Raw genomic sequence first — 21,530 nt, forward strand, 5'->3', positions numbered from 1 at the left:
CTGCCTGTTGACGGAGATCACGTGCGCATAGTCCTCGGAGTCGGGGGAGGGATTGCCGCCTACAAGGTGGCGTCGCTCCTCCGGCTTTTTACTGAAGCCGGCCATGACGTCACGGTCATCCCCACCGAGGCAGCCACCCGGTTCGTCGGCGTTGCCACCTGGGAGGCCCTTTCCGGTCACCCGGTCAGCAACAGCGTTTTCGACGCCGTCCACACCGTCAACCATGTCCGCCTCGGCCACGAGGCCGAGCTGATCGTCGTGGCGCCGGCCACCGCCGACCTGTTGGCCCGCGCGGCCAGCGGCCAGGCCGATGACCTCCTCACGAACACCCTGCTGATGGCCGGCGACTGCCCGGTGCTCATGGCCCCGGCAATGCACACCGAAATGTGGCAGCACCCGGCCACCCAGGCCAACGTCGAAACCCTGCGCAGCCGGGGCGTCACCGTGCTGGAACCCGCCAGTGGACGGCTGACTGGCGCCGACTCCGGTCCCGGTCGCTTGCCCGAGCCGGAAGCCATCTTCACCGCCGCAATGGCCCTCGCCGGAGCGTCTGCCGTTCGGTCGGCCCCGGCCGGCGCGGACGTGGAGCCGGACACGGGCCAGGCCGAGGCCGGGCCCTCCGTGGTCCGCCCCCTCGCCGGGCTCACTGTCACTATCAGCGCCGGGGGCACCCGTGAGCCGCTGGACCCGGTCCGGTTCCTGGGGAACCGTTCCTCCGGCAAGCAGGGCGTCGCCCTCGCCGCCGCTGCCCGCGACGCCGGCGCCCGCGTCCGGCTGCTCGCAGCCCACATGGAAGTGCCGGCGCCCGACGGCGTCGAGCTCCTCCGGGTCGAAACCGCCCTGGAACTGCGCAAGGCAGCGCTGCACGCGGCAGCCGACTCCGACGTCGTCATCATGGCCGCCGCGGTTGCGGACTTCCGCCCGGCGGACGTCTCGGGCACCAAGATCAAGAAGCGCGACGACGTCGCGGACCCTGTAATCAACCTCGTGCGCAACCCGGACATCCTGCGTGAGCTTGTCGAGGTCCGGGACGCGGCCTCCAGGACCCAGCTGATCGTCGGCTTCGCGGCCGAGACCGGCGACGCCGGCGGCGACGTGCTGGACTATGCCCGGGACAAGCTGCACAGGAAGGCCTGTGACCTGCTGGTGGTCAACCAGGTGGGCCGGGACAAGGTCTTTGGTGAAGACACCAATTCCGTAGTCATCCTTTCCCGCACCGGCTCCGAACCCCAAGAGGCGTCGGGTTCCAAATCCGACGTCGCGGCTGCGGTGATCGATCGGATCAGCGCCGAGCTGAGCCGGGTTGTCCCGCCGGCGTAGGCCCGGCGTAACCAACGTCTCCTTAGCATGGGGACACACGCCGCCGGACGTCCGTTTTCCAACCAGTAAGGTAGTTGAGTGACTTTACCGCTGCACATCCCCGACTTTCACGGGTCTACGCCCGCCGCGCTCCGGCTCTTCACCTCCGAGTCGGTGACTGAAGGCCACCCCGACAAGATTTGCGACCAGATCAGCGATGCGATCCTCGACGCCCTGCTCGACAAGGACCCGGAGTCGCGGGTTGCCGTGGAGACGCTGGCCACCACCGGTCTGGTGCATGTCGCCGGCGAGGTCACCACGGACGCCTACGTCGAGATCCCGCAGATCGTCCGGGAGACCATCCTGGGCATCGGATACGACTCGTCGGCCAACGGCTTTGACGGCGCCCGGTGCGGGGTATCAGTCTCCATCGGCCAGCAGTCCAACGACATCGCCGGCGGCGTGTTCAACTCGCTCGAAGCCCGCGAAGGGCGCCAGGAGGACGACTACGACCTCCAGGGCGCCGGCGACCAGGGCCTCATGTTCGGCTATGCCAGCGACGAGACCCCCTCCTACATGCCCGTGCCGATCTGGCTCGCGCACCGGCTCTCCGAACGCCTCACCGAGGTCCGCAAGAACGGCGAACTGTCCTACCTGCGCCCGGACGGCAAGACCCAGGTCACAGTGGGTTACGACGGCGACCGCCCGGTGTCGGTCGAGACCGTGGTCATCTCCAGCCAGCACGCCGAGGGCACAAGCCTGGACCGGCTCCGGGCCGATCTCGCCGCGCACGTGGTGGAACCGGTCATGGCGCTGTCCAACCTGGACATCTCGCGTACCCGCAACATCCTGAATCCGGCCGGTGCCTTCGTCATCGGCGGCCCGGTGGGGGATGCGGGACTGACTGGCCGCAAGATCATCGTCGACACCTACGGCGGCATGGCCCGCCACGGCGGCGGTGCGTTCTCCGGCAAGGATCCGTCCAAGGTTGACCGCTCGGCCGCATACGCCATGCGCTGGGTCGCCAAGAATGTGGTGGCCGCCGGCCTCGCCAAGCGCGCCGAAATCCAGATCGCCTACGCGATCGGACAGGCCCGCCCGGTCGGAACCTACGTTGAGACGTTCGGCACTGAAACGGTCGACCCGGCCCGCATCAGCGCGGCGATCGCCGAGATCTTCGACCTCCGCCCGCGCGCCATCATCGACGCCCTAGACCTCAAGCGGCCGATCTACGCGAAGACGGCCGCCCACGGTCACTTCGGCCGCGAGGATCCGGACTTCACCTGGGAACGCCTGGACCGGGTGGACGAGCTGAAGGCGTTCTTCAACGCCTAGGCCCGGGACCGAGCGGTGCTCCTGAGACTGTTTTGGCAGCGCTTCACGCCGGCACAGGCCCCTGACGGCCTAGGCTTTGCGGCTCAGGTTTCTGCCGGCAGAGTTTCGGCGTCGCGGGTCGTCCCAAGGCTGACGGCTAGTTTTGTCAGAGCCCTGTGATCTGCTGTAGCCAGGCCGCCTCCCGGCGGCCTGGCTACTTGCCGTTTGGCTCCCGTTCCCGGACGGAGACTCCGGTGAGCCGTGGTCAGTGGCGCAGAGTGCGTGGTCTAGTGTGAACCGATGTCGAACCGATCCGGAGGGGAGGTGCCAGCCGTGAGTCCTCAGCGTTCCGGTAGCGTGCACGGGGAACCCCAGCAGCTTTCCCTGCTCCAGGGTTTTCCCGCTACCACCGCGCGGATGGCCGGACCGGCCCTTGCCGGGGACCTGCCAGTGGCCCGGGTGCTGATCGAATCCTCGCTGCCGCACCTGGACCGCCCCTTCGACTACAGCGTGCCAGCCGCCCTTGACGCCGAGGCCCAGCCCGGCGTCAGGGTCAAGGTCAAGTTCAATGGGCAGGAACTGGCGGGCTACCTGCTGGAACGTGTGGCGAATTCGGACGCCGGTCACCCCCTGGTACCCCTACACAAAGTGATATCGCCCGTCCCGGTCCTGACCCCTGCGGTGGCCGAACTTGCCGGCCGCATCGCCGCGCGCTACGCAGGAACCGTCAGCGATGTCCTGCGGGTCGCCGTGCCGCCGCGGATGGCAAAACTCGAAAAGGAGTTCGCTCCCGGCGGCCGCCTCGACCCTGAGCTGTTTGGTGCTGAGTTGCCGGGTGCCGAGGTCGGTTCTGAGGAGATTGGTTCTGCGACCCATGCGTCGATTCAGCCGGCCGCCGCGGGCAGCGCCTGGGCCTCGTACCGCAACGGGCCCGCCTTCCTCGCCCATCTCGGTGCGGGGGAGTCTCCCCGGGCCGTGCTGACGGCGCTGCAGGGGTACGGTCCTGGCGGCTGGCCGCGGCTGGTCGCCGAGGCTGTGGCGGCGGTACGCCTGTCCGGCCGCGGCGCCGTCGTGGTGGTGCCCGACTACCGTGACCTTGACCGGGTGGAGTCGGCCCTCCTGGATGTCCTTCCTGCCGGCGACGTCGCCCGGCTGACCGCGGACGACGGCCAGACGCCGCGCTACCGCAGTTTCCTGCGCCTGCTCAGCGGCGCCGCCGGGGTCGCAGTGGGCACCCGGTCCGCGGCGTACGCGCCGGTGCAAAATCTCGGGCTCGTGGTCTGCTGGGATGATGGCGACGACCTCCACATCGAACAACGCTCCCCGTACGCGCACTCCCGCGAGGTCCTGCTGCTCCGTGCCGGCCAGGAGGGGGCCGCGTGCCTGCTCGCCGCCCACTCGCGCAGCACCGAGTCCGAGCGGCTGGTGGCCTCCGGCTGGGCGCGGGCCGTCGACGCGGAGCGAACCGTCGTTCGCCGGACCGTCCCGCGGGTGCTGAACACAGCCGACAGCTTCGAACTCGAACACGACCCGCTTGCCCGCATCGCCCGCCTCCCCGGCGCCGCGTGGCGGGCTGCCAAAGAAGGCCTGGAACGTGGCCCGGTCCTGGTCCAGGTGGCCCGCGCCGGCTACGCCCCCTCGCTGGTGTGTGAAAACTGCCGGGAACCGGCGCGTTGCACTGCCTGCAGCGGGCCGCTGGCGATCGCCGGTCCCAGTGGCGGCAGCGCTTCCGTGCCGCAGTGCCGCTGGTGCTCGGCGCCGGCCCCGGCATGGCGCTGCGGCACGTGCAACGGTGTGCGGTTGCGGCGCGGCGCCGCGGGAGCCCTGCGCACGGCGGAGGAGCTGGGCCGGGCGTTTCCGGGAAAGCCGGTCATCACGTCCTCGGGGGACCAGGTTAAGGCCACCGTTCCGGATGCGAAGGCCCTGGTGGTGGCTACCGTGGGGGCCGAGCCGGTGGCGGCCCGCGGGTACGCCGCGGCCCTGTTGCTGGACGGCGACTCGCTGCTGCGCCGGGAAAACCTGAGGGCCGGCGAGGACGCGGTCCGCCGCTGGTTCAACGCTGCCGCTCTGGTGCGGCCGGCACCCGACGGCGGCCTGGTGGTCATTACCGCCGACGACGCCGCGGGCGTCGGCGCCCTGCTGCGCTGGGATCCGGCCGGGTATGCCAGCCGGGAACTGGCCCTGCGTCAGGAGCTGGAGTTGCCGCCCGCCGTGCGCGTCGCGTCCGTCACCGGCGGCAGGACCGCCGTCGGACATTTCACTGAGGCCGTGCAACAGCGGCTGGCGGCGCAGGGAATCGTGCTGCGGGTGGCCGGGCCAGCGCCCGTCGTGCTGCCGGCGGCTGCGGGGCCGGGACGACCGGCGTCACGGGACCTGTCTTCACGTGATTCCTCGCCGCGGGATTCCGGCGAGGAGGTCCGGACACTGCTGTTCATCCCCTATGCCCGGGCCGCGGAGGTCACGGCCGTCCTGCGGGCCGTCAAATCGGCAGCGGCAGCCAAGCGCAGTGATGACCCGGTGCAGTTGCGCCTCGACGGCGTGGACGTCCTCTAGGACATTCCCGGCGTGCCGGCGCGTCGGTGCGTCGGCGCACCCGGCGTCCCCGGCGTGCCCGGCGTGCCCGGTGTGCCCGGTGTGCCCGGTGTCCCCGGTGTCCCCGTTGTGCTTCCCGACGCCGAGGCTACGAAACCTGGGTCCGCATACTGGCGGCCATTCGCCGCAGATGGCCGGTATGAGGCTCCTTTTCCGGCCATCTGTGGCAAATGGGTGCTCGGCGACTCCTGAATCGCGGGCCTTCGTGGCGAATGGGTGCTCGTGGCTCGTGTCTTGCGGGCATTCGTGGCAGATGGGTGTCCGGCGTCCATTCGCCGAAGATGGCCGGTATGAGGCTCGTATTGCGGCCATCTGTGGCGAATGGGTGCCGGGCGGGTTCTGTGCTGCGGCCCTCTGTGGTCAACGGGTGCTCGACGACGCCTGAATCGCGGCCCTAGGTGGCGGATGGGTGCTCGTGGCTCGTGTCCCGCGGGCCTTCGTGGCAGATGGGTGTCCGGCGGCCATTTGCCGAAGATGGCCGGTATGAGGCTTGTATTGCGGCCATCTGTGGCAAATGGGTGCTCGACGACGCCTGAATCGCGGGCCTTCGTGGCGGATGGGTGCTCGTGGCTCGTGTCCTGCGGGCCTTCGTGGCAGATGGGTGTCCGGCGGCCATTCGCCGAAGATTCGCCGAAGATGGCCGGTATGAGATTTCGTATTGCGGCCATCTGTGGCAAATGGCTGCTCGGCGACTCCTGAATCGCGGGCGTTCGTGGCGAATAGGTGCTCGACGCCTCCTGAACTGCGGCCCTATGTGGCAGAAGTGTCCGGCCGGCCATTCGCCGAAGATGGCCGGAATGAGGCTCGTATTGCGGCCATCTGTGGCACATGGGTGCCGGCCGGTCCGGTGTTGCGGCCCTCGGCGGCTCCTGGCCCCCCCCGGCATCCCGTTCCCGCTGCGTGGCCGGCGCGGAGTGGATCGCGCCGGCCACTGGAAGCCGTTCCGGCTATGAACGGCCGTGAACTACTTCTTGTTCCTTGCACGGAGCGCGGCGGCTTCCTCGGCGACGGCCACGAGCCGACGCGCCGACTCGTCCCAGCTGAAGTCGGCGGCCCGCTCCACGGAACGGCGTGACCGGGCCTTCCACAGATCAGGATCCTCGAGTTTGCGTACTGCCTCGGCAAACTCCGACGGCGAGTCCGGATGCACGTAGCTGACGGCGTCATCGCCGACTTCCCTGAAGATCGGTATGTCGCTGGCGATCACGGGCGTGCCGTGCGACATCGCCTCGACCAGCGGCAGCCCGTAGCCCTCGGCCCGGGAGAGGCTGATCAGGGCGGTGGTGCGTGCCAGGAGCGTCTCGTATTCGGCGTCGGTCACGCCGTTGTGAAAGACGATGTTTGCGCCCAGCGGGGCCAGGGCCTCGAGTTCGGCCCTCCGCTCCGGGGTGATCCGGCTCAGCAGGTGGAGGGTCATGTCCGGCAGTTCCGCCATGCCGCGGATCATCGTCTCCACGTTCTTGTAGGGCATGAAGGACCCCATGTAGAGCAGCGTCTTGTCGGCCCCCGCCCCGGGGTCGCGCGGTGTGTGACCGTGCTGGGGGGCGTTGCCGACAATCCTGACGGGGCGTCGGGTCAGCCGGTACTTGGAGATCAGGGCCGCCGTGGTGGAACTGATGGTAGCCACGATGTCCGCCCGGTTCAGCAGGATCCGCTGGGGCCAGAAGGCCTTGTGGTAGAGGCGCCACAGGACCCGGACGGGTGCCGGCAGGAACCCGGGAGGCGCGGGGTGCTCGTAGTAGATCAGATCGTGCAGCGTCAGGACCAGAGCGTACTTCCGGCCCCAGCTGCCCATGGTCTGCATGGGGCATACCACCACGTCGGCGCCCAGCTTGTTGACCCTTGCGGCCACGAAGAGCTCGGCAGGGGACAGCGGGCTGTTGATCACGGTGTACGGAACGTCCGGCAGGAGCGCGAGCTGGCGGGGGTCGCTGATCAGCATCGAGACATCGGCGATCTTGGCGGCCGCCGCGATCAGGCTGGCGCCGTAGCGGCTGATGCCGTCGTGGTGATCCAGCCGGGTGAAGCGGGCGTCGATGAGAATCTTCATGCGGCGTGGTCCTTGAGGAAGCGTCGGATGTAAAGGGCGGCGGGTTCGGGAGTTTCGTAGTGGATCAAGTGCCCGACGCCGGGAATGACTTCCAGCGTCCCGTCAGGAAGCCGCGCCACGAGTGTGTGCTGGTCCGCCAGCATGGCGATCTCGTCCTTTTCCCCGGCGATTAGCAGAACAGGCAGCGTCAGCTGGCCTGCCACCTCCGAGACATTGTTGCCAACCGAGGCCTTGAAGGCTTGAAGCAGGCTGTCCCGGTCAGCGAAGGCGGAAAAATAGGAACTGTGCTGGGCATGCACAAACCGACGGAGGTCTTTGTCCGGGGTCTTGGCCATGGTCACGCTCATGACCCGCACAATCGCCTGGCTGCGCAGCAGGCCCAGGCCCAGCCGCTGGGGCAGACGCGCCGCGGCCTCGTAGTAGAACACCGCAAGCTTGGTCATCAGGCCCTTGGCTCCCTCGAGGGCGGGCGCGGCGATGGGATTGACCAGGATCAGTTCAGCCACGGCACCCGGGTTGGCCGCCACAAAATGACTGGCGATAATCGAACCGAACGAATGTCCCAGCAGGACGGTGTCCGCCCCCAGGCCCAGTGCTGCCATGAACCCGCTGAGGAACCCGCCGTAGGCCGCGACGCTGTGTTCGGTGTCCGCGAAGGCGGCCGAACCGCCGAAGCCCGGCAGGTCCGGCATGATTAGACGCATGTCCGTGAGCTGATCGGCGACCCGGAGCAGGCCGTGGTGGTCACCGCGGAACCCATGGACCACCAGGATGGTCCGGGTCTCCGGTGTGGTCTGGACCGGTTCGTAGACCCAATAGGCGATGCGGGTGCCGTCAACGTCCGCGTAGGCAGCCCGGGTACGGGCGGCGAGTGCGTTGCTGAACAGGGGCGTGCGTGAGGATCCGGTGTCCACTTGTTCCATTGGTTCGAAATCCTATGCGACGTTGTCGGGGTGGGAGCCGGTCCGGAAGCCGCGCTCAAGGCCTGCGATCTCCGTCATGTCCAGCGGGGTGAGCTCAAAGTCGAACACATCACGGTTTTCATGGATACGCGCGAACGAGCTGGCCTTCGGGATGGCGATGTTGCCGAGCTGCAGATGCCAGCGGAGGATGATCTGCGCTGGCGTGCGGTCGTGTTCGGCGGCGAGGGCCAGGATTACCGGGTCCTTCAGGACCTGGCCGCGGCCCAAGGGACTCCACGCCTCGGTGCGGATGCCAAGGAGCCCGTGCTTTTCCCGCAGCTCGTCCTGCTGCAGCCAGGGATGCAGTTCAATCTGATTGACGGCAGGCACAACCTCCGCCGTTTGCAGGAGCCGGTCAAGGTGTTCCGGCTGGAAGTTCGAGACGCCGATGGCGCGGACCTTGCCTTCGCGGTACAGCGTCTCCAGGGCGCGGTAGGTGTCGGGAAAGAGGCCGCGCCGGGCGCACGGCCAATGGATCAGGTAAAGATCGATGTACTCCAGGCCCAGGTTGGAGATCGAAGTGTCGAACGCCCGCATCGTGGCGTCGTAGCCGTGGTCGTCATTCCAGACCTTGGTGGTGATGAAGAGGTCCTGACGGGACACATAGGGTGCGGTTTCCCCCGGCCCGCCGCCCGTGCCCTCAAACCCGGACAGGGCGCCGATGCCCTTGCCGACGCCTGTTTCGTTGCCGTACATGGCGGCCGTGTCGAAGTGGCGGTAGCCGGCCTCGATGGCCGTGGTCACCAGATCGGCGGCGTCGGCCGGAGGGACCTTGTACAGTCCGAACCCCAGCCGGTCGATCAGTACGCCGTTGTTCAGGGTCAGCCGGGGGGAGATTCTCATGACACTGACTTTACCCACTGGTGCTCCCTTGTGGCGGACGGCGACTGGCGTCCCCCGCCCGGGGCCGGCCCGCCCGGGGCCGCCCCGCCCCGCGGCCGTCACGCCAGCCCGTCGAACCGGACCAGCCTGCGTGCGCTGGCTTCGTCGAGGATCAGGTCCGTGGCCAGCCCTGCCGCCAGCGCGCCCCTGAGCCCATTGATCTTGGACGCGCCGGACACGACGCAGATGCGGCGCCGCACCTGACGAAGCTGGGCGAGGTCCGGCCCGGTGGACCGCTCGTTGAGCGTGATGCCTTCCGAGGAGCCGTCGGCACGGAAGAACACCGTGGCGACGTCACCCACCACATCGGAATTCGCGAGGACGGCCAGGTCGTCCTCATCGAGGTACCCGCCGGCGTAAACATGGCTGGGGTAGTCGGCGTCGACCGATCCGACACCAAAGATCGCGATGCTCATCCGGGCCTGCAGGTCCAGGATGCGCTGAACACTGCGCTCATTCCACATGGCCGTTTTGGTTTCGGCGTGATCAAAGAAGGCCGGCACGGGGAACTGTTCAACCCGGGCCCCGTAGGCGCTCCCGAACCGCCGCATGATGTCCGAGGCATAGGTGATGCCGGTGGTCTGCATGTTCCCGGCACCGTTGAGCTGGACGATCACGCTGTCGTGGGTGATCTTTCGGGTCAGGTGCCGGCTCACGGCGCTCAGGGTCGAGCCCCAGGCGACGCCGATGATGGCGTTCGAGTCCACCAGCGGGCCGATGGTCCGGGCAGCCTGCATGGCCACCCGGTCCAGTGTTTCCGCTTCATTGAGGGTGTCGACCACCGGAACGACGTGCACATCCACCTTGTATTCAGCCCGGATCATGCTCTCAAGTTCGGGCCCGGTGTCCAGGGGGCTGCGGATCTGGATCTGCACCAGACCCGAATCGCGCGCCGCAGAAAGCAGCCGCGACACCGTGGAGCGGGATGTCCGGAGCTCACGGGCGATGGCGTCCATGGTCAGGTCCTGGAGGTAATACAGTTGCGCAGCGCGGAGGGCATCGGACTGGCGTGGAGGTGTCATGAAATTTCCCGTCTGCACGTTTGTGCATAGTGCTTGACTCCATTTTCCATTACTCCAAAGAATAGTCTTGAACGGCGCCGCGCCTTGGGCGTGCCGCACAGAACCAAACCCAAGGGAGCAGTTTTGGGACAGAAGGACTCAGCCCGCACACCGGCCAACGATCGGGCCTCGGTGCAAAAGCTGCGGACCCGGCGGCACGCGCAGGTCTTGATCATCGGAGGCGGCATTAACGGGGTGGGCACCTTCCGTGATCTGGCCCTGCAGGGCGTCGACGTGGCGCTCGTGGAGCGCGGGGACTACTGCCAGGGCGCCAGCGGCGCATCGTCCCACATGATCCACGGCGGGATCCGGTACCTCGAAAACGGTGAGTTCCGGCTTGTCCAGGAGTCCGTGGTCGAACGGAACAGACTCCTGCGGATTGCACCGCACTATGTCAAGCCGCTGCAGACCACCATTCCCATCTTCAGCACGTTCTCCGGAGTCCTGGCGGCACCCATGCGCTTCCTGACGCACAAGCAGGGCAAGCACACCGAGCGCGGAGCTTTCCTTATCAAGCTCGGCCTCAGCATGTACGACTTCTTCTCCCGCGACGGCGGCACGGTCCCGCGCCACCAGTTCCGCGGACGCAAGCGGGCGCTTGCCGAACTGCCGCGCCTCCACCCGGGAATCAAATACGCGGCCACCTACTTCGACGCCTCGGTCCACAACCCCGAGCGGCTCACCCTCGATGTGCTCCAGGACGGCGAGAAGGCCGGCGGTGCGGACAGCCACCTGGCACGGGCCAGCAACTATGTCTCGCTCGTCTCGGTGGGCGCCGCGGACAGCGCGGGCGTCGCGGGGCCCCCGGCCGGCACCACCGTCCAGCTGCGCGACGAGCTGACGGGCGAGGTGTTTGATTTCACCGCCGACATCATCGTGAACACCACGGGCGCCTGGGTCGACCTGACCAACGAGGCCATGGGGGCGGCGTCGTCCTTCATGGGCGGGACCAAGGGATCGCACATTGTGCTGGACCATCCCGAGCTGCTCGCGGCGTGCAACGGCCGCGAAATCTTTTTCGAGCACACGGACGGCCGGATCGTGCTGATCTACCCGATGGGGGACCGCGTCCTGGTCGGCACCACCGACGTCGACGCCGACATGGCCCAGGATGCCGTCTGCACCGAGGCGGAAATCGACTACTTCTTCGACCTGATCGGCCACGTGTTCCCGGACATCGCCGTGGATCGCGGGCAGATCGTCTACACGTTCTCCGGCGTGCGCCCGCTTCCGAAGCACGACGCCACCCAGCCCGGTTTCGTCAGCCGTGACTACAGGATCGAACGCCGCGCGGCGGCCGGCGGGGCGGTCCTGAGCCTCGTGGGCGGCAAATGGACCACGTTCCGTGCCCTCGCCGAGCACCTGAGCAACGACGTCCTGGCCGAACTCGGCATGGAACGGAAGCTCTCGACGTCGAAGCTCGCCATCGGCGGAGGCGCCGGCTTCCCGGACAGCGAGGACGGCGTCCAGCGCTGGATCAAGGCTCACATGTCCGCAGGCCGCGACGCCGCCCGGGTTACGGGTCTGCTGACCCGCTACGGGACGCGGGCCGAGGAGGTCATCCGGTTCCTGGACCGTGCCAATGCCGCCAAGCCGGACCGGCTGCTGCACTCCACGCGCGAGCTCAGCACACGGGAACTGGAGTTCATGGCGGCCAACGAGCAGATCGGGCACCTTGTGGACGTTCTGATCCGCCGCACCTCCCTTGCCTTCCGGGGGCTGGTCACCGGAGAGCTGCTGAACGAAGTCGCCGACATCCTTTCCGGCCCGCTCGGTTGGGACGCGGCCCGCCGCGCCACGGAGATCAGCCACGCACAGGAGGTGCTTCAGAGGTTCCACGGCGTCCAGGTCCACAGCCTGGTCGCCTGATATGACTTGCGTGCCCGGGCAGGGAAGCCCGGGTGCAAGCACTGCGCGGCCCGCCCCGGCGGCTGGCGCAGTGGCTGGCCGGCAGCACCAACATGCTGCCGGCCCCACGGCCACTCAAACTCGCGAAGGGCCGACAACAGAAAATAGAGGAGTCAAAGATGTCTCTTGGAATAGTTTTCCTGTCCGAAGTATTCGGAACCGCAATGCTGACCCTGCTGGGTTGCGGCGTTGTGGCCAACGTTGCGCTCCGAAGCACCAAGGGCAACAACGGCGGGTTCCTCATGGTCACCTGGGGGTGGGGCATTGCCGTCTTCTGCGGTGTGTATGTTGCCGCCCGGTCAGGGGCTCACTTGAACCCCGCGGTCACTTTCGGTCTGCTGCTCAACGGCAAGAAGCTGTACGCTCCAGGCGTTCCGGTCGACTTCGCATCCACCCTGACCTACTTCGGCGGTGAACTGCTCGGCGCCTTCCTGGGTGCCGTGGTGATGTGGCTGGCCTACCGGCAGCACTTTGACCTCGAGCAGGAACCCGCCAGCCAGCTGGCCGTCTTCTCTACCGGCCCTGCCATCCGCTCCAGCGTTTGGAACCTGACCACCGAGATCATCGGCACCTTTGTCCTCGTGTTCGTCATCCTGACCTTCGGCGGGACACCTTCCGGACTTGGCCCGCTGGCTGTCGCACTGCTGGTTGTCGGCATCGGTGTTTCCCTCGGCGGCCCTACCGGCTACGCCATCAACCCGGCCCGTGACCTCGGCCCCCGTGTCGCGCACGCCCTGCTCCCCATCAAGGGCAAGGGTTCCTCCGACTGGAGTTACTCCTGGATCCCGGTCGTCGGTCCGCTGATCGGTGGCGGCCTCGCCGGCATCGTCGCGGCTGTCGTGCCGATCATCGCCCCCGTACTCCCTCTCTAAACCCCAGTTCAACTGCCACGCTAAACAGACAAGGACGTCAATATGAACCAGTACGTAGTCGCCATTGATCAGGGCACCACGAGCACCCGTGCCATCGTCTTCGACCACAGCGGCAGCATCGTCTCCTCGGGCCAGATGGAGCATGAGCAGATCTTCCCCCAGGCCGGCTGGGTGGAGCACAATCCCGCAGAGATCTGGAACAACACCCGCGAAGTGATCGGCTCGGCCCTGTCCAAGGCGAACCTGACCCGTCACGACATCGCCGCCGTCGGCATCACCAACCAGCGCGAAACGGCGGTGGTGTGGGACAAGAACACCGGCGAGGCCGTGTACAACGCCATCGTGTGGCAAGACACCCGCACCCAGCCGATCGTGGACGAGTTGGCCAAGGACGGGGGACCGGAACGTTTCAAGCAGAAAGTGGGCCTGCCGCTGGCGACCTATTTCTCGGGCACCAAGATCAAGTGGATCCTGGACAATGTCGAGGGCGCCCGGGCCAAAGCGGAAGCCGGCGACCTGGTGTTCGGCAACACGGACTGCTGGGTGCTCTGGAACCTGACCGGCGGAACCGACGGTGGCGTTCACGTTACCGACGTGACCAACGCCTCGCGGACCATGTTCATGGACCTCGAGACGCTGTCCTGGGACCAGGAAATCCTGGACGCTTTCGGCGTCCCGGCTTCCATGATGCCGGCCATCAAGTCCTCCTCCGAGGTCTATGGCACGGTGCACACCTCCCAGCTGCTGCGCGAGGTTCCCGTGGCCGGCATCCTGGGCGACCAGCAGGCCGCCACGTTCGGCCAGGCCGCGTTCGATGCCGGGGAAGCCAAGAACACCTACGGCACGGGCTGCTTCCTAATCTTCAACACGGGAGAGGAAATCGTCCACTCCAAGAACGGGCTCCTGACCACGGTTGGTTACAAGCTAGGCGACGCGGCGCCGCACTATGCGCTGGAGGGCTCCATTGCCGTGACGGGGTCGCTGATCCAGTGGCTGCGGGACAACCTCGGAATGATCGGCAGCGCTCCGGAGGTCGAGAGCCTGGCCGCCTCGGTGGAGGACAACGGCGGCGTGTACATTGTGCCGGCGTTCTCCGGCCTCTTCGCGCCGTACTGGCGTTCTGATGCCCGCGGCGCCATCGTGGGCCTCACTCGTTATGTGAACAGGGCGCATATTGCTCGCGCGGCACTGGAGGCCACGGCTTTCCAGACCCGTGAGGTCCTGGACGCGGTCAACGCCGACTCAGGCGTGCCGCTGACGGAGCTCAAGGTCGACGGCGGCATGGTCGCCAACGACGCCCTCATGCAGTTCCAGGCGGACATCCTCGGCGTGCCGGTTATCCGTCCGAAGGTGGTCGAGACCACGGCGCTGGGCGCAGCCTACGCCGCGGGCCTGGCCGTCGGGTTCTGGAAGGATCTGGGCGAGTGCTCGGCCAACTGGGCCGAGGACAAGCGCTGGGAGCCGCAAATGGACCAGGCCGAGCGGGAGCGGCAGATGCGGCTCTGGAAGAAGGCCGTCACCAAATCCATGGACTGGGTTGACGCGGACGTCAAGTAGGCGCCAACTACAACCCAAGCTGAGCCCGCCAGGCGGGCGAAGCCCAGATGGGACAAGGAAGAGCTCCGGTCAGGTCACCGGCCGGAGCTCTTCCTTGTCCCCGGCCAGCGTTCCAGCGTCATGCTCACGCCGCTCCGGGCCTTGACCACGGCGTCCCGCAAAATCGGCTCCCGTTCGACGGCACCGCGAAACCCTGGCGCCCCCGGGCAGTCGGTTCAGCGCGAACCAGCCCAAGGGGCTAAAGTGGTCCTATGCGCGCTGTGCTCCTGCTTAGTTAGCCGCCGGCATCCGGTCGAGACCTCAAGCCACAAGAGATCTCGAAATGCCGAGCGGCGGCCCCTCCATCTCGAGGGGCTTTTGTGTGTCCGGGGTCCGTTCCCGGCCGCAGGGCAGACAGCACAGCAGTCGAAAAGCGTAAGGACTGCGCGGAGTCAGGGCCGATCAACCGGCCCTGACGGTGCAGACTTGAAGGTAGACAGGCCTGGCGGCAGGCAGGCCTGAAGGTAGACAGGCTTGACTTAACAGGCCGCATAGAACAGAAGAGGCCAGTAGTGAGCGTTCAGCCGGAAACACAGACCGGATCACCAGCAGCCGCGGCGGAGGGGCCCGAGGAAGGCGCCTACAGCTTCGCTGCCATGGAAGCCAAGTGGCCGCAGGTCTGGGACGACCTGAAGGTCTTCACGCCGCTCGACGACGGTTCCAAGGAACGCCGCTACGTGCTGGACATGTTCCCTTACCCCTCGGGCGACCTTCACATGGGCCACGCCGAGGCGTTCGCGATGGGCGACGTTGTGGCGCGGTACCTGCGCCAGCAGGGTTACGACGTGTTGCACCCGATCGGCTGGGACTCCTTTGGCCTTCCCGCGGAGAACGCCGCGATCAAGCGCAACGCGCACCCCAGCGAGTGGACGTACGCCAACATCGACACCCAGGCTGCGTCGTTCAAGCGCTATGCCATCTCGGCTGACTGGTCCCGCAGGCTGCACACCTCGGACCCCGAGTACTACCGCTGGACCCAGTGGCTGTTCAAGCGCTTCTATGAGCGTGGACTGGCCTACCGCAAGAATTCTCCGGTCAACTGGTGCCCCAAGGACCAGACCGTGCTGGCCAACGAGCAAGTGGTCAACGGTGCCTGCGAGCGGTGTGGCACGCCCGTCACCAAGAAGTCGCTGAACCAGTGGTACTTCAAGATCACCGACTACGCTGACCGGTTGCTCGATGACATGGACGAACTGCGCGGGCACTGGCCCGAGCGAGTCCTGGCCATGCAGAAGAACTGGATCGGCCGCTCCGAGGGCGCCCACGTCAACTTCGTGATTGAAGCCGACGCCGGCAAGCCCGCCAAGGAAGTCACGGTCTTCACCACGCGCCCGGACACCCTCTACGGTGCCACGTTCTTCGTCGTCGCCGCCGACGCGCCGCTCGCCGTCGAACTCGTCACCGACGAGCACGCCGCGGCCCTGGACGCCTACCGCGAACAGGTCAAGGCACTGTCGGAGATCGAGCGCCAGTCCACCGAGCGCGAGAAGACCGGCGTCTTCACCGGCCGTTACGCGACCAACCCGCTCAATGGCGAGAAGCTGCCCGTCTGGGCCGCCGACTATGTCCTGGCCGACTACGGCACCGGCGCCATCATGGCTGTCCCGGCCCACGACCAGCGCGACCTCGACTTCGCCAAGACCTTCGACCTGCCCGTCCGGGCCGTTCTGGACACCGGCGAGGACGATCCGGCGGTGACCGGCACTGCCACCACCGGCGAGGGCACCCTCATCAACTCCGGCGCACTGGACGGGCTGCCGAAGGCCGAGGCCATCCCGGCCGCCATCGAGATCCTGCGTGAGCTCGGCACAGGTGAGAAGTTCGTGAACTTCCGCCTGCGCGACTGGCTGCTGAGCCGGCAGCGGTTCTGGGGCACCCCGATCCCCATCATCCACTGCCCGGCCTGCGGCGAGGTCCCGGTCCCGGACGAACAGCTGCCCGTAACCCTGCCCGCGGACCTGCGCGGCGAGGACCTGTCCCCGAAGGGCACGTCCCCGCTGGCTGCCGTCGGGGCGTGGGTCAACGTCGAATGCCCCGCCTGCCACGGCCCGGCCAAGCGCGACACGGACACCATGGACACGTTCGTAGACTCGTCCTGGTACTTCCTGCGCTTCGTCTCCCCGCAGTACACCGAGGGGCCGTTCGACCCGGCCAAGATCAACGACTGGATGCCTGTTGGGCAGTACGTCGGTGGCGTCGAGCACGCAATCTTGCACCTGCTCTACGCACGGTTCTTCACCAAGGTCATTCACGACCTCGGCCTGATCGACGCCGACGAGCCCTTCCGGGCACTGCTGAACCAGGGCCAGGTGCTCAACGGCGGCAAGGCCATGAGCAAGTCCTTGGGCAACGGCGTGGACCTCGGCGAGCAGCTGGACAAGTACGGCGTAGACGCCGTTCGCCTGACCATGATCTTTGCCTCCCCGCCGGAGGACGACGTCGACTGGGCGGACGTATCGCCGTCGGGCTCCGCGAAGTTCCTGGCCCGCGCCTGGCGGCTCGGCCAAGACGTCACGAGCCAACCCGGCGTCGACTTCGCCACCGGTGACCGGGCCCTGCGCACCGTCACCCACCGCACCATCGCCGACGCCCAGACGCTGCTGGACCACAACAAGTTCAACGTGGTTGTGGCGAAGCTGATGGAACTGGTCAACGCGACCCGCAAGAGCATTGACGCAGCCGGCGGGGCCGGCGGCGCCGATCCCGCGGTCCGCGAAGCTGTCGAAACCGTTGCCGTCATCCTGAGCCTCTTTGCGCCCTACACGGCCGAGGACCTGTGGAACGTCCTCGGGCACCCGGCGTCGGTGGCCAACGCCGGCTGGCCCACTCATGACGACGCGCTGCTGGTGCAGGACACCGTCACCGCCGTTGTCCAGGTGCAGGGCAAGGTGCGCGACCGCCTCGAGGTTTCGCCGGACATTTCCGAGGACGAACTGCGCGAACTGGCGCTGGCCTCGGAGAACGTCCAGCGGGCCCTGGACGGCCGCGCCCTGCGCACGGTAATCGTGCGGGCGCCTAAACTGGTCAATATCGTCCCGGCCTAGCCGGACGAACCAGCGTGGCACTGGCCGCCGGCATTTGCCGGCGGCCAGTGTCACATCGTCACCTGCAGGGACTCTGCAGGCAGGCGATTTGTCCATGCGTCCCGACAGCAGGAGGTTCCCCGTGCCAGACCGCGAACCGCCAGGCTGGCCGTGGCTGCGCGAGCGGCTGGTCCGACTTCGGCAGGGCCCCCACGCGGAGGTTGTCCCGGAGCCCGTGCCCGCAGCCGTGCAGGTCGCGGTGGTCACGGACTCTGCGGCCGCGCTGCCCGCCGACTGGGTTAGGGAGTTCAGCGCCGACGGTGCGCTCACTGTGGTTCCAATGCCCGTGATGGCGGGTGGAGATATCTACGGTGAGGGGGATGACGACATCACCGAGATGATCGCCCTCGCGCTTGCCAGCGGCAAGCCCGTCAAGACCTCGCGCCCCTCACCCGGGCAATTTGAACACGCGTACCGCACGGCCAGCGAGCGTGGCTTCCGGTCCGTGGTCTCGATTCATATCTCCGGCGCGCTGTCCGGAACAGCCGACGCCGCGCGCCTGGCAGCCGAACGCGTCGACATCCCGGTTGAGGTTCTCGACTCGAGGACCGTCGGCATGGCTCTGGGGATGGGCGTGCAGGGCGCGGTTGTCGCGGCCGCCGACGGGCGGACCGCGGCCGAGGTGAAGTCCTTCGCGCAGGACAGGTTGGCCCGCACCAAGGTGTACTTCTACGTTCCGAGCCTGGAGCAGCTGCGGCGGGGTGGCCGGATTGGGGCGGCTGCCTCATTGTGGGGAACCATGTTCTCCATCAAACCCATCCTGGCCGTCGAGGACGGCCGGATCATCCCGCTGGAAAAGGTCCGGTCTGCGGCGAAGGCGATTGCAAGGCTGGAAGAAATTGTCAGCGCCGACGCTTCGGCACGTCCCGCCGGCCGGGCGCGGCTTGCAGTGCATCACTTCGGCAACCAGTCCGAGGCCCAAGAGCTTGCGAGGCGCCTGGCGGCAGCGTTGCCGGCGTGCCCGCCGGCGCAGATTACTTCCCTCCCGGCGGTTCTGGCCGCCCATGCGGGGCTCGGCGTGCTGGCGGTGATCGTGGGGGAGGGCAGTACCCCCGGAGGCGCGGATGGCGCCACTACTTCCGGCCACGGCGGGGCGGACGGCGCCACTCCTGCCGGCGGCGCCACCACCACTGTCGGCGAGGACCGGGGCAGCAGGCGGAAGGGCGGGGCTGGCCGCGCAACGGCCCGGGCGGGAGACTAGCCCGGGAGACCTCCCCGACGCGCGAAGGGCTGGCCGGGACAGGGCGCTGGCGGTACAGTCACTGGACCGAACCACACCGTACCGGAGGCCGCCATGGCAATGCAGGTGCACCACGTAGCCCAGTTGGACCGCGACGTTGCGGAAGAGGTGACCAAATGGCTGAAGTACCTCAAAGGCCAGGTGACCAGCGTCCAGTTCCTGACCACCACCGTGCCGGATCCTAAGGTCCCCGACACATGGCGGGTGCAGTACGAGGCCTACATCACGTACCAGCAGTAAATCCCCGCGTGTAGCTGCGCATTAGGGCGTTGGGCCGGGCGTGGGCGAGAGCGTCGGCTGAGGGGCCGGCTGGGAGATGGGCGGGGATGTCGGCGGTGTCGCCGCCTGCCCCGGCTTGATGGTGTAGCTGGGCTGGGGGGCAGAACCGTTGACCCAAAGCGCCGCACTCACCCTTCGGGCATTCCCAGGCTCCACCCACCAGAACACCTGGACGTTGCAGTGGTACACAACCGTCACGTTTGCGACCGCGCCCGCCGACGGAACGGAGCGAATCGATGTGGCGGCCGTCTTCGTGGTCCAAATGAAATTCTGATCGGCTGTCATCCCCGCCGTGCCGTCAACCGTCACGTGCGCTATGCCGTAAAGGCCGTACTGGGGGCAGAAGCTGCCGTCGACGGAAAAATTGACGACTTGGGTTGAAGTCGCTTGCATCGGCTCCGATAGCGGGTCTGCCATCGCGGCCGGGGGGAACATCATGGCGCCGCAAAGGGCCACGGCTGCCGCAGGCCCAATCAAGCTCTTCATTGCACACCAGCTTTCGACGCCTGATGGTTAAATCCAGGCGATCAGGGTTGCCCCCAGCCGGCAAAGTCTTCTCGATTGCTTGCTGACGTTATCACCGGTCCCGTGAGGCCACCAGCGTAGGGAGTACTTGCCCGGTGGCATGAAATTACGCGAATTACGCAGGTATATCCACATACCCGAATCCCGGCATTTCTGCGTGGTCGAGGCCTGCCTAGAGTAGATCCCATGTCACGCCGGAAGCCGGGAGCCCTATCCGCATTGGGGATCTTGGGTGCCCGGGAACGCCTGGAGTCGACTCTTGGAGGTGCCGTGGACGCCGCGGGTGCCGCAGCGGTCGCGAAAGCCGCAGCTGCGGGGGACGGCGGGGGCGGCGCGGACGTTGCAGACGCCGGGGACGCAGGCCGTTCTGAGGTGCGCCCCCGTGACCTGCTCGAATCTCACGCCGCGGCGCCGGGGTTCTCCCTGGCAGGGCCGTTCCCCCTCGCAGGGCCGTACGCCGTCCCGGGGCCGCCGGCGGAGGACGGCGGCGGCTACGACTGGCGCCTATCCGGGGACGCCTTACCCCCGCACTCCGGACCCGCGGGTCCACTGCCCGGGCGTCGGAGCGCCGGACGGGCGCCGGTCTCCGCGCGTCTGCGGTACCGGACCGGGGTGCGGGCGGCAGCGTTGTTGGGGATCCTCGCACTGGTGCTGGGCGGCTGCTTCTGGTGGCAGGTCGCCACCGGGGGTGCTCAGGTGGTGGCGCTCAGCAAGTCGGCGCCGGCTGCTGACGAGGCAGCTGGCCAGGAGGCCGTGGCCACCAGCACCCCGCCGGAACAAGTCCCCAGCGACGGGCCGGGGAGCATCACGGTGCATGTTGCCGGCGCTGTGGCCAGACCCGGGGTGGTTCAGCTGCCCGCTGGCAGCCGGGTTCACGATGCGATCACAGCGGCCGGGGGAGCCACGAATCTTGCGGAGCCGGACAGGCTCAATCTTGCAGCCGTGCTGGAGGACGGCCAGAAGATCCTGGTGCCGGCCCGCGGCGACCCCGATACAGCCGACCCGGTTGGCGGCGGCACTGCTTCGCCGGGTCCGGGTGCGGGTGCGGGTGCCGGTGGCACCGGTCCGGGCGGTGGTGGTGGAAGGATCAACCTCAACACCGCCGGCATCGAGGAACTAGGGACGCTTCCGCGCGTCGGCCCGGTCCTGGCTCAGCGCATCGTGGACTGGCGCCGGCAGCACGGGCGGTTCAAAACCGTGCAGGAGCTCGACGCCGTTGACGGCATCGGTCCGAAGTTGCTCGAGGCGCTGCTTCCGCTGGTGGGTGTCTAACATGGCCCGGCGTGGCATCGAGAGCGCACGACGCACGGACGTGGCAGGGCCAAACGGGAGCGGGTCCGGCGACCCCGACGTTGCGGAAGGTCGGCGGAGCCGCTGGCAGCGCTATGTCGATTCTGCGGTCCTTTTCCCGGCGCAGGCTGAATGCTCTGGCTATGGCGGGACATCGAAGCAGGAACAAAAGCAGAGGCAGGAACAGGAGCAGGAACAGGAGGCTGCCAACCGGGTTCTCGGAGCCGGCCGGGCCGGGCCCGGAGTGCGGAGGCCGCGACCGGGCGATGCCATGCCGGGTCAGCACCGCGAGCAGCACTATTCCTCGCATGCAACCGTGCCTCTTGGGGAATCTTTCACAAGTCGTCTCGCCGGACGGCTCGTCTGGCATTTGGGGTTCCAGCCCGCGCGCGACCCGGGATCGCGTCGGGGCATCACGGACCAAACGCAGCGGACCGATCTTCGCCTGGTGCTGCCCGCGCTTCTGGTCTGGGGGACGGCAGTCGCCGGAAACTGGTGGACCCCAGGAGAATTGGCCGCTCTTTGCACCAGCATGGCGGTGGCCGCCGGAATCGTGCTCTGCCTGGCTGCCCGGAAA

The 21,530-nt window shown here is 67.6% G+C and carries 14 protein-coding genes; 10 read left to right on the top strand and 4 right to left on the bottom strand.

Annotated features, from left to right (window positions below):
- Positions 1-21 precede the first annotated feature (21 nt).
- The 3 genes from C8D78_RS01790 (at position 22) to C8D78_RS01800 (ending at position 5,166) form a co-directional block, all read left to right on the top strand.
- Complete coding sequence (locus tag C8D78_RS01790; protein ID WP_120950160.1) at positions 22-1,320, top strand: bifunctional phosphopantothenoylcysteine decarboxylase/phosphopantothenate synthase; 1,299 nt, start codon at positions 22-24, stop codon at positions 1,318-1,320.
- A gap of 78 nt (positions 1,321-1,398) precedes the next feature.
- Positions 1,399-2,634 (top strand): methionine adenosyltransferase, encoded by a 1,236-nt coding sequence (metK, locus tag C8D78_RS01795; protein ID WP_120950161.1) that lies wholly within the window; start codon positions 1,399-1,401, stop codon positions 2,632-2,634.
- A 396-nt stretch (positions 2,635-3,030) separates the two neighbouring features.
- Positions 3,031-5,166 (top strand): primosomal protein N', encoded by a 2,136-nt coding sequence (locus tag C8D78_RS01800; protein ID WP_244208248.1) that lies wholly within the window; start codon positions 3,031-3,033, stop codon positions 5,164-5,166.
- Between the two features lie 1,003 nt (positions 5,167-6,169).
- Here the strand turns inward: C8D78_RS01800 and C8D78_RS01810 are convergent.
- From C8D78_RS01810 to C8D78_RS01825, 4 genes are all read right to left on the bottom strand, one after another.
- Positions 6,170-7,255 carry a glycosyltransferase family 4 protein gene (locus tag C8D78_RS01810; RefSeq protein ID WP_120950164.1) on the bottom strand — a complete coding sequence of 362 codons (1,086 nt, stop codon included), beginning with the start codon at positions 7,253-7,255 and terminating at the stop codon, positions 6,170-6,172.
- Positions 7,252-8,178: an alpha/beta fold hydrolase gene (locus tag C8D78_RS01815; RefSeq protein ID WP_120950165.1), complete on the bottom strand. Its 927-nt coding sequence runs from the start codon at positions 8,176-8,178 to the stop codon at positions 7,252-7,254. Before C8D78_RS01815 ends, C8D78_RS01810 begins: the two co-directional genes overlap by 4 nt.
- 12 nt (positions 8,179-8,190) lie before the next feature.
- Positions 8,191-9,060 (bottom strand): aldo/keto reductase, encoded by an 870-nt coding sequence (locus C8D78_RS01820; RefSeq protein WP_120950166.1) that lies wholly within the window; start codon positions 9,058-9,060, stop codon positions 8,191-8,193.
- 98 nt (positions 9,061-9,158) lie between these two features.
- Positions 9,159-10,121, bottom strand: a complete 963-nt coding sequence (locus C8D78_RS01825) for a sugar-binding transcriptional regulator (RefSeq protein WP_120950648.1) — start codon at positions 10,119-10,121, stop codon at positions 9,159-9,161.
- A gap of 123 nt (positions 10,122-10,244) precedes the next feature.
- Here C8D78_RS01825 and C8D78_RS01830 point away from each other — a divergent pair, with 123 nt between their 5' ends.
- From C8D78_RS01830 to C8D78_RS19900, 7 genes are all read left to right on the top strand, one after another.
- On the top strand, positions 10,245-12,029 hold the full coding sequence (locus C8D78_RS01830; protein WP_120950167.1) for a glycerol-3-phosphate dehydrogenase/oxidase: 1,785 nt from the start codon (positions 10,245-10,247) through the stop codon (positions 12,027-12,029).
- A gap of 158 nt (positions 12,030-12,187) precedes the next feature.
- On the top strand, positions 12,188-12,940 hold the full coding sequence (locus C8D78_RS01835; RefSeq protein WP_120950649.1) for an MIP/aquaporin family protein: 753 nt from the start codon (positions 12,188-12,190) through the stop codon (positions 12,938-12,940).
- 42 nt (positions 12,941-12,982) lie between these two features.
- On the top strand, positions 12,983-14,497 hold the full coding sequence (gene glpK, locus C8D78_RS01840; protein ID WP_120950168.1) for a glycerol kinase GlpK: 1,515 nt from the start codon (positions 12,983-12,985) through the stop codon (positions 14,495-14,497).
- A gap of 551 nt (positions 14,498-15,048) precedes the next feature.
- Positions 15,049-17,580 (top strand): leucine--tRNA ligase, encoded by a 2,532-nt coding sequence (gene leuS, locus C8D78_RS01845; protein ID WP_120950169.1) that lies wholly within the window; start codon positions 15,049-15,051, stop codon positions 17,578-17,580.
- Between the two features lie 121 nt (positions 17,581-17,701).
- The gene (locus C8D78_RS01850; RefSeq protein ID WP_244208192.1) at positions 17,702-18,820 is read left to right on the top strand and encodes a DegV family protein; all 1,119 of its coding nucleotides are present in this window, start codon (positions 17,702-17,704) and stop codon (positions 18,818-18,820) included.
- 93 nt (positions 18,821-18,913) lie between these two features.
- Positions 18,914-19,099: a hypothetical protein gene (locus C8D78_RS01855; RefSeq protein ID WP_120950170.1), complete on the top strand. Its 186-nt coding sequence runs from the start codon at positions 18,914-18,916 to the stop codon at positions 19,097-19,099.
- A gap of 750 nt (positions 19,100-19,849) precedes the next feature.
- The gene (locus tag C8D78_RS19900) at positions 19,850-20,935 is read left to right on the top strand and encodes a ComEA family DNA-binding protein (RefSeq protein ID WP_244208193.1); all 1,086 of its coding nucleotides are present in this window, start codon (positions 19,850-19,852) and stop codon (positions 20,933-20,935) included.
- Positions 20,936-21,530 lie beyond the last annotated feature (595 nt).

The organism is Arthrobacter oryzae, assembly GCF_003634095.1.
GTDB lineage: Bacteria > Actinomycetota > Actinomycetes > Actinomycetales > Micrococcaceae > Arthrobacter > Arthrobacter oryzae.

Bases quoted from the DNA above. Each gene is read 5' to 3' on its own strand.
- C8D78_RS01800 (WP_244208248.1), top strand. From the start codon at position 3,031: ATGGCCGGACCGGCCCTTGCCGGGGACCTGCCAGTGGCCCGGGTGCTG.
- C8D78_RS01810 (WP_120950164.1), bottom strand. From the start codon at position 7,255: ATGAAGATTCTCATCGACGCCCGCTTCACCCGGCTGGATCACCACGAC.
- C8D78_RS01815 (WP_120950165.1), bottom strand. From the start codon at position 8,178: ATGGAACAAGTGGACACCGGATCCTCACGCACGCCCCTGTTCAGCAAC.
- C8D78_RS01820 (WP_120950166.1), bottom strand. From the start codon at position 9,060: ATGAGAATCTCCCCCCGGCTGACCCTGAACAACGGCGTACTGATCGAC.
- C8D78_RS01825 (WP_120950648.1), bottom strand. From the start codon at position 10,121: ATGACACCTCCACGCCAGTCCGATGCCCTCCGCGCTGCGCAACTGTAT.
- C8D78_RS01835 (WP_120950649.1), top strand. From the start codon at position 12,188: ATGTCTCTTGGAATAGTTTTCCTGTCCGAAGTATTCGGAACCGCAATG.
- glpK (WP_120950168.1), top strand. From the start codon at position 12,983: ATGAACCAGTACGTAGTCGCCATTGATCAGGGCACCACGAGCACCCGT.
- C8D78_RS01855 (WP_120950170.1), top strand. From the start codon at position 18,914: ATGGCAATGCAGGTGCACCACGTAGCCCAGTTGGACCGCGACGTTGCG.
- C8D78_RS19900 (WP_244208193.1), top strand. From the start codon at position 19,850: ATGTCACGCCGGAAGCCGGGAGCCCTATCCGCATTGGGGATCTTGGGT.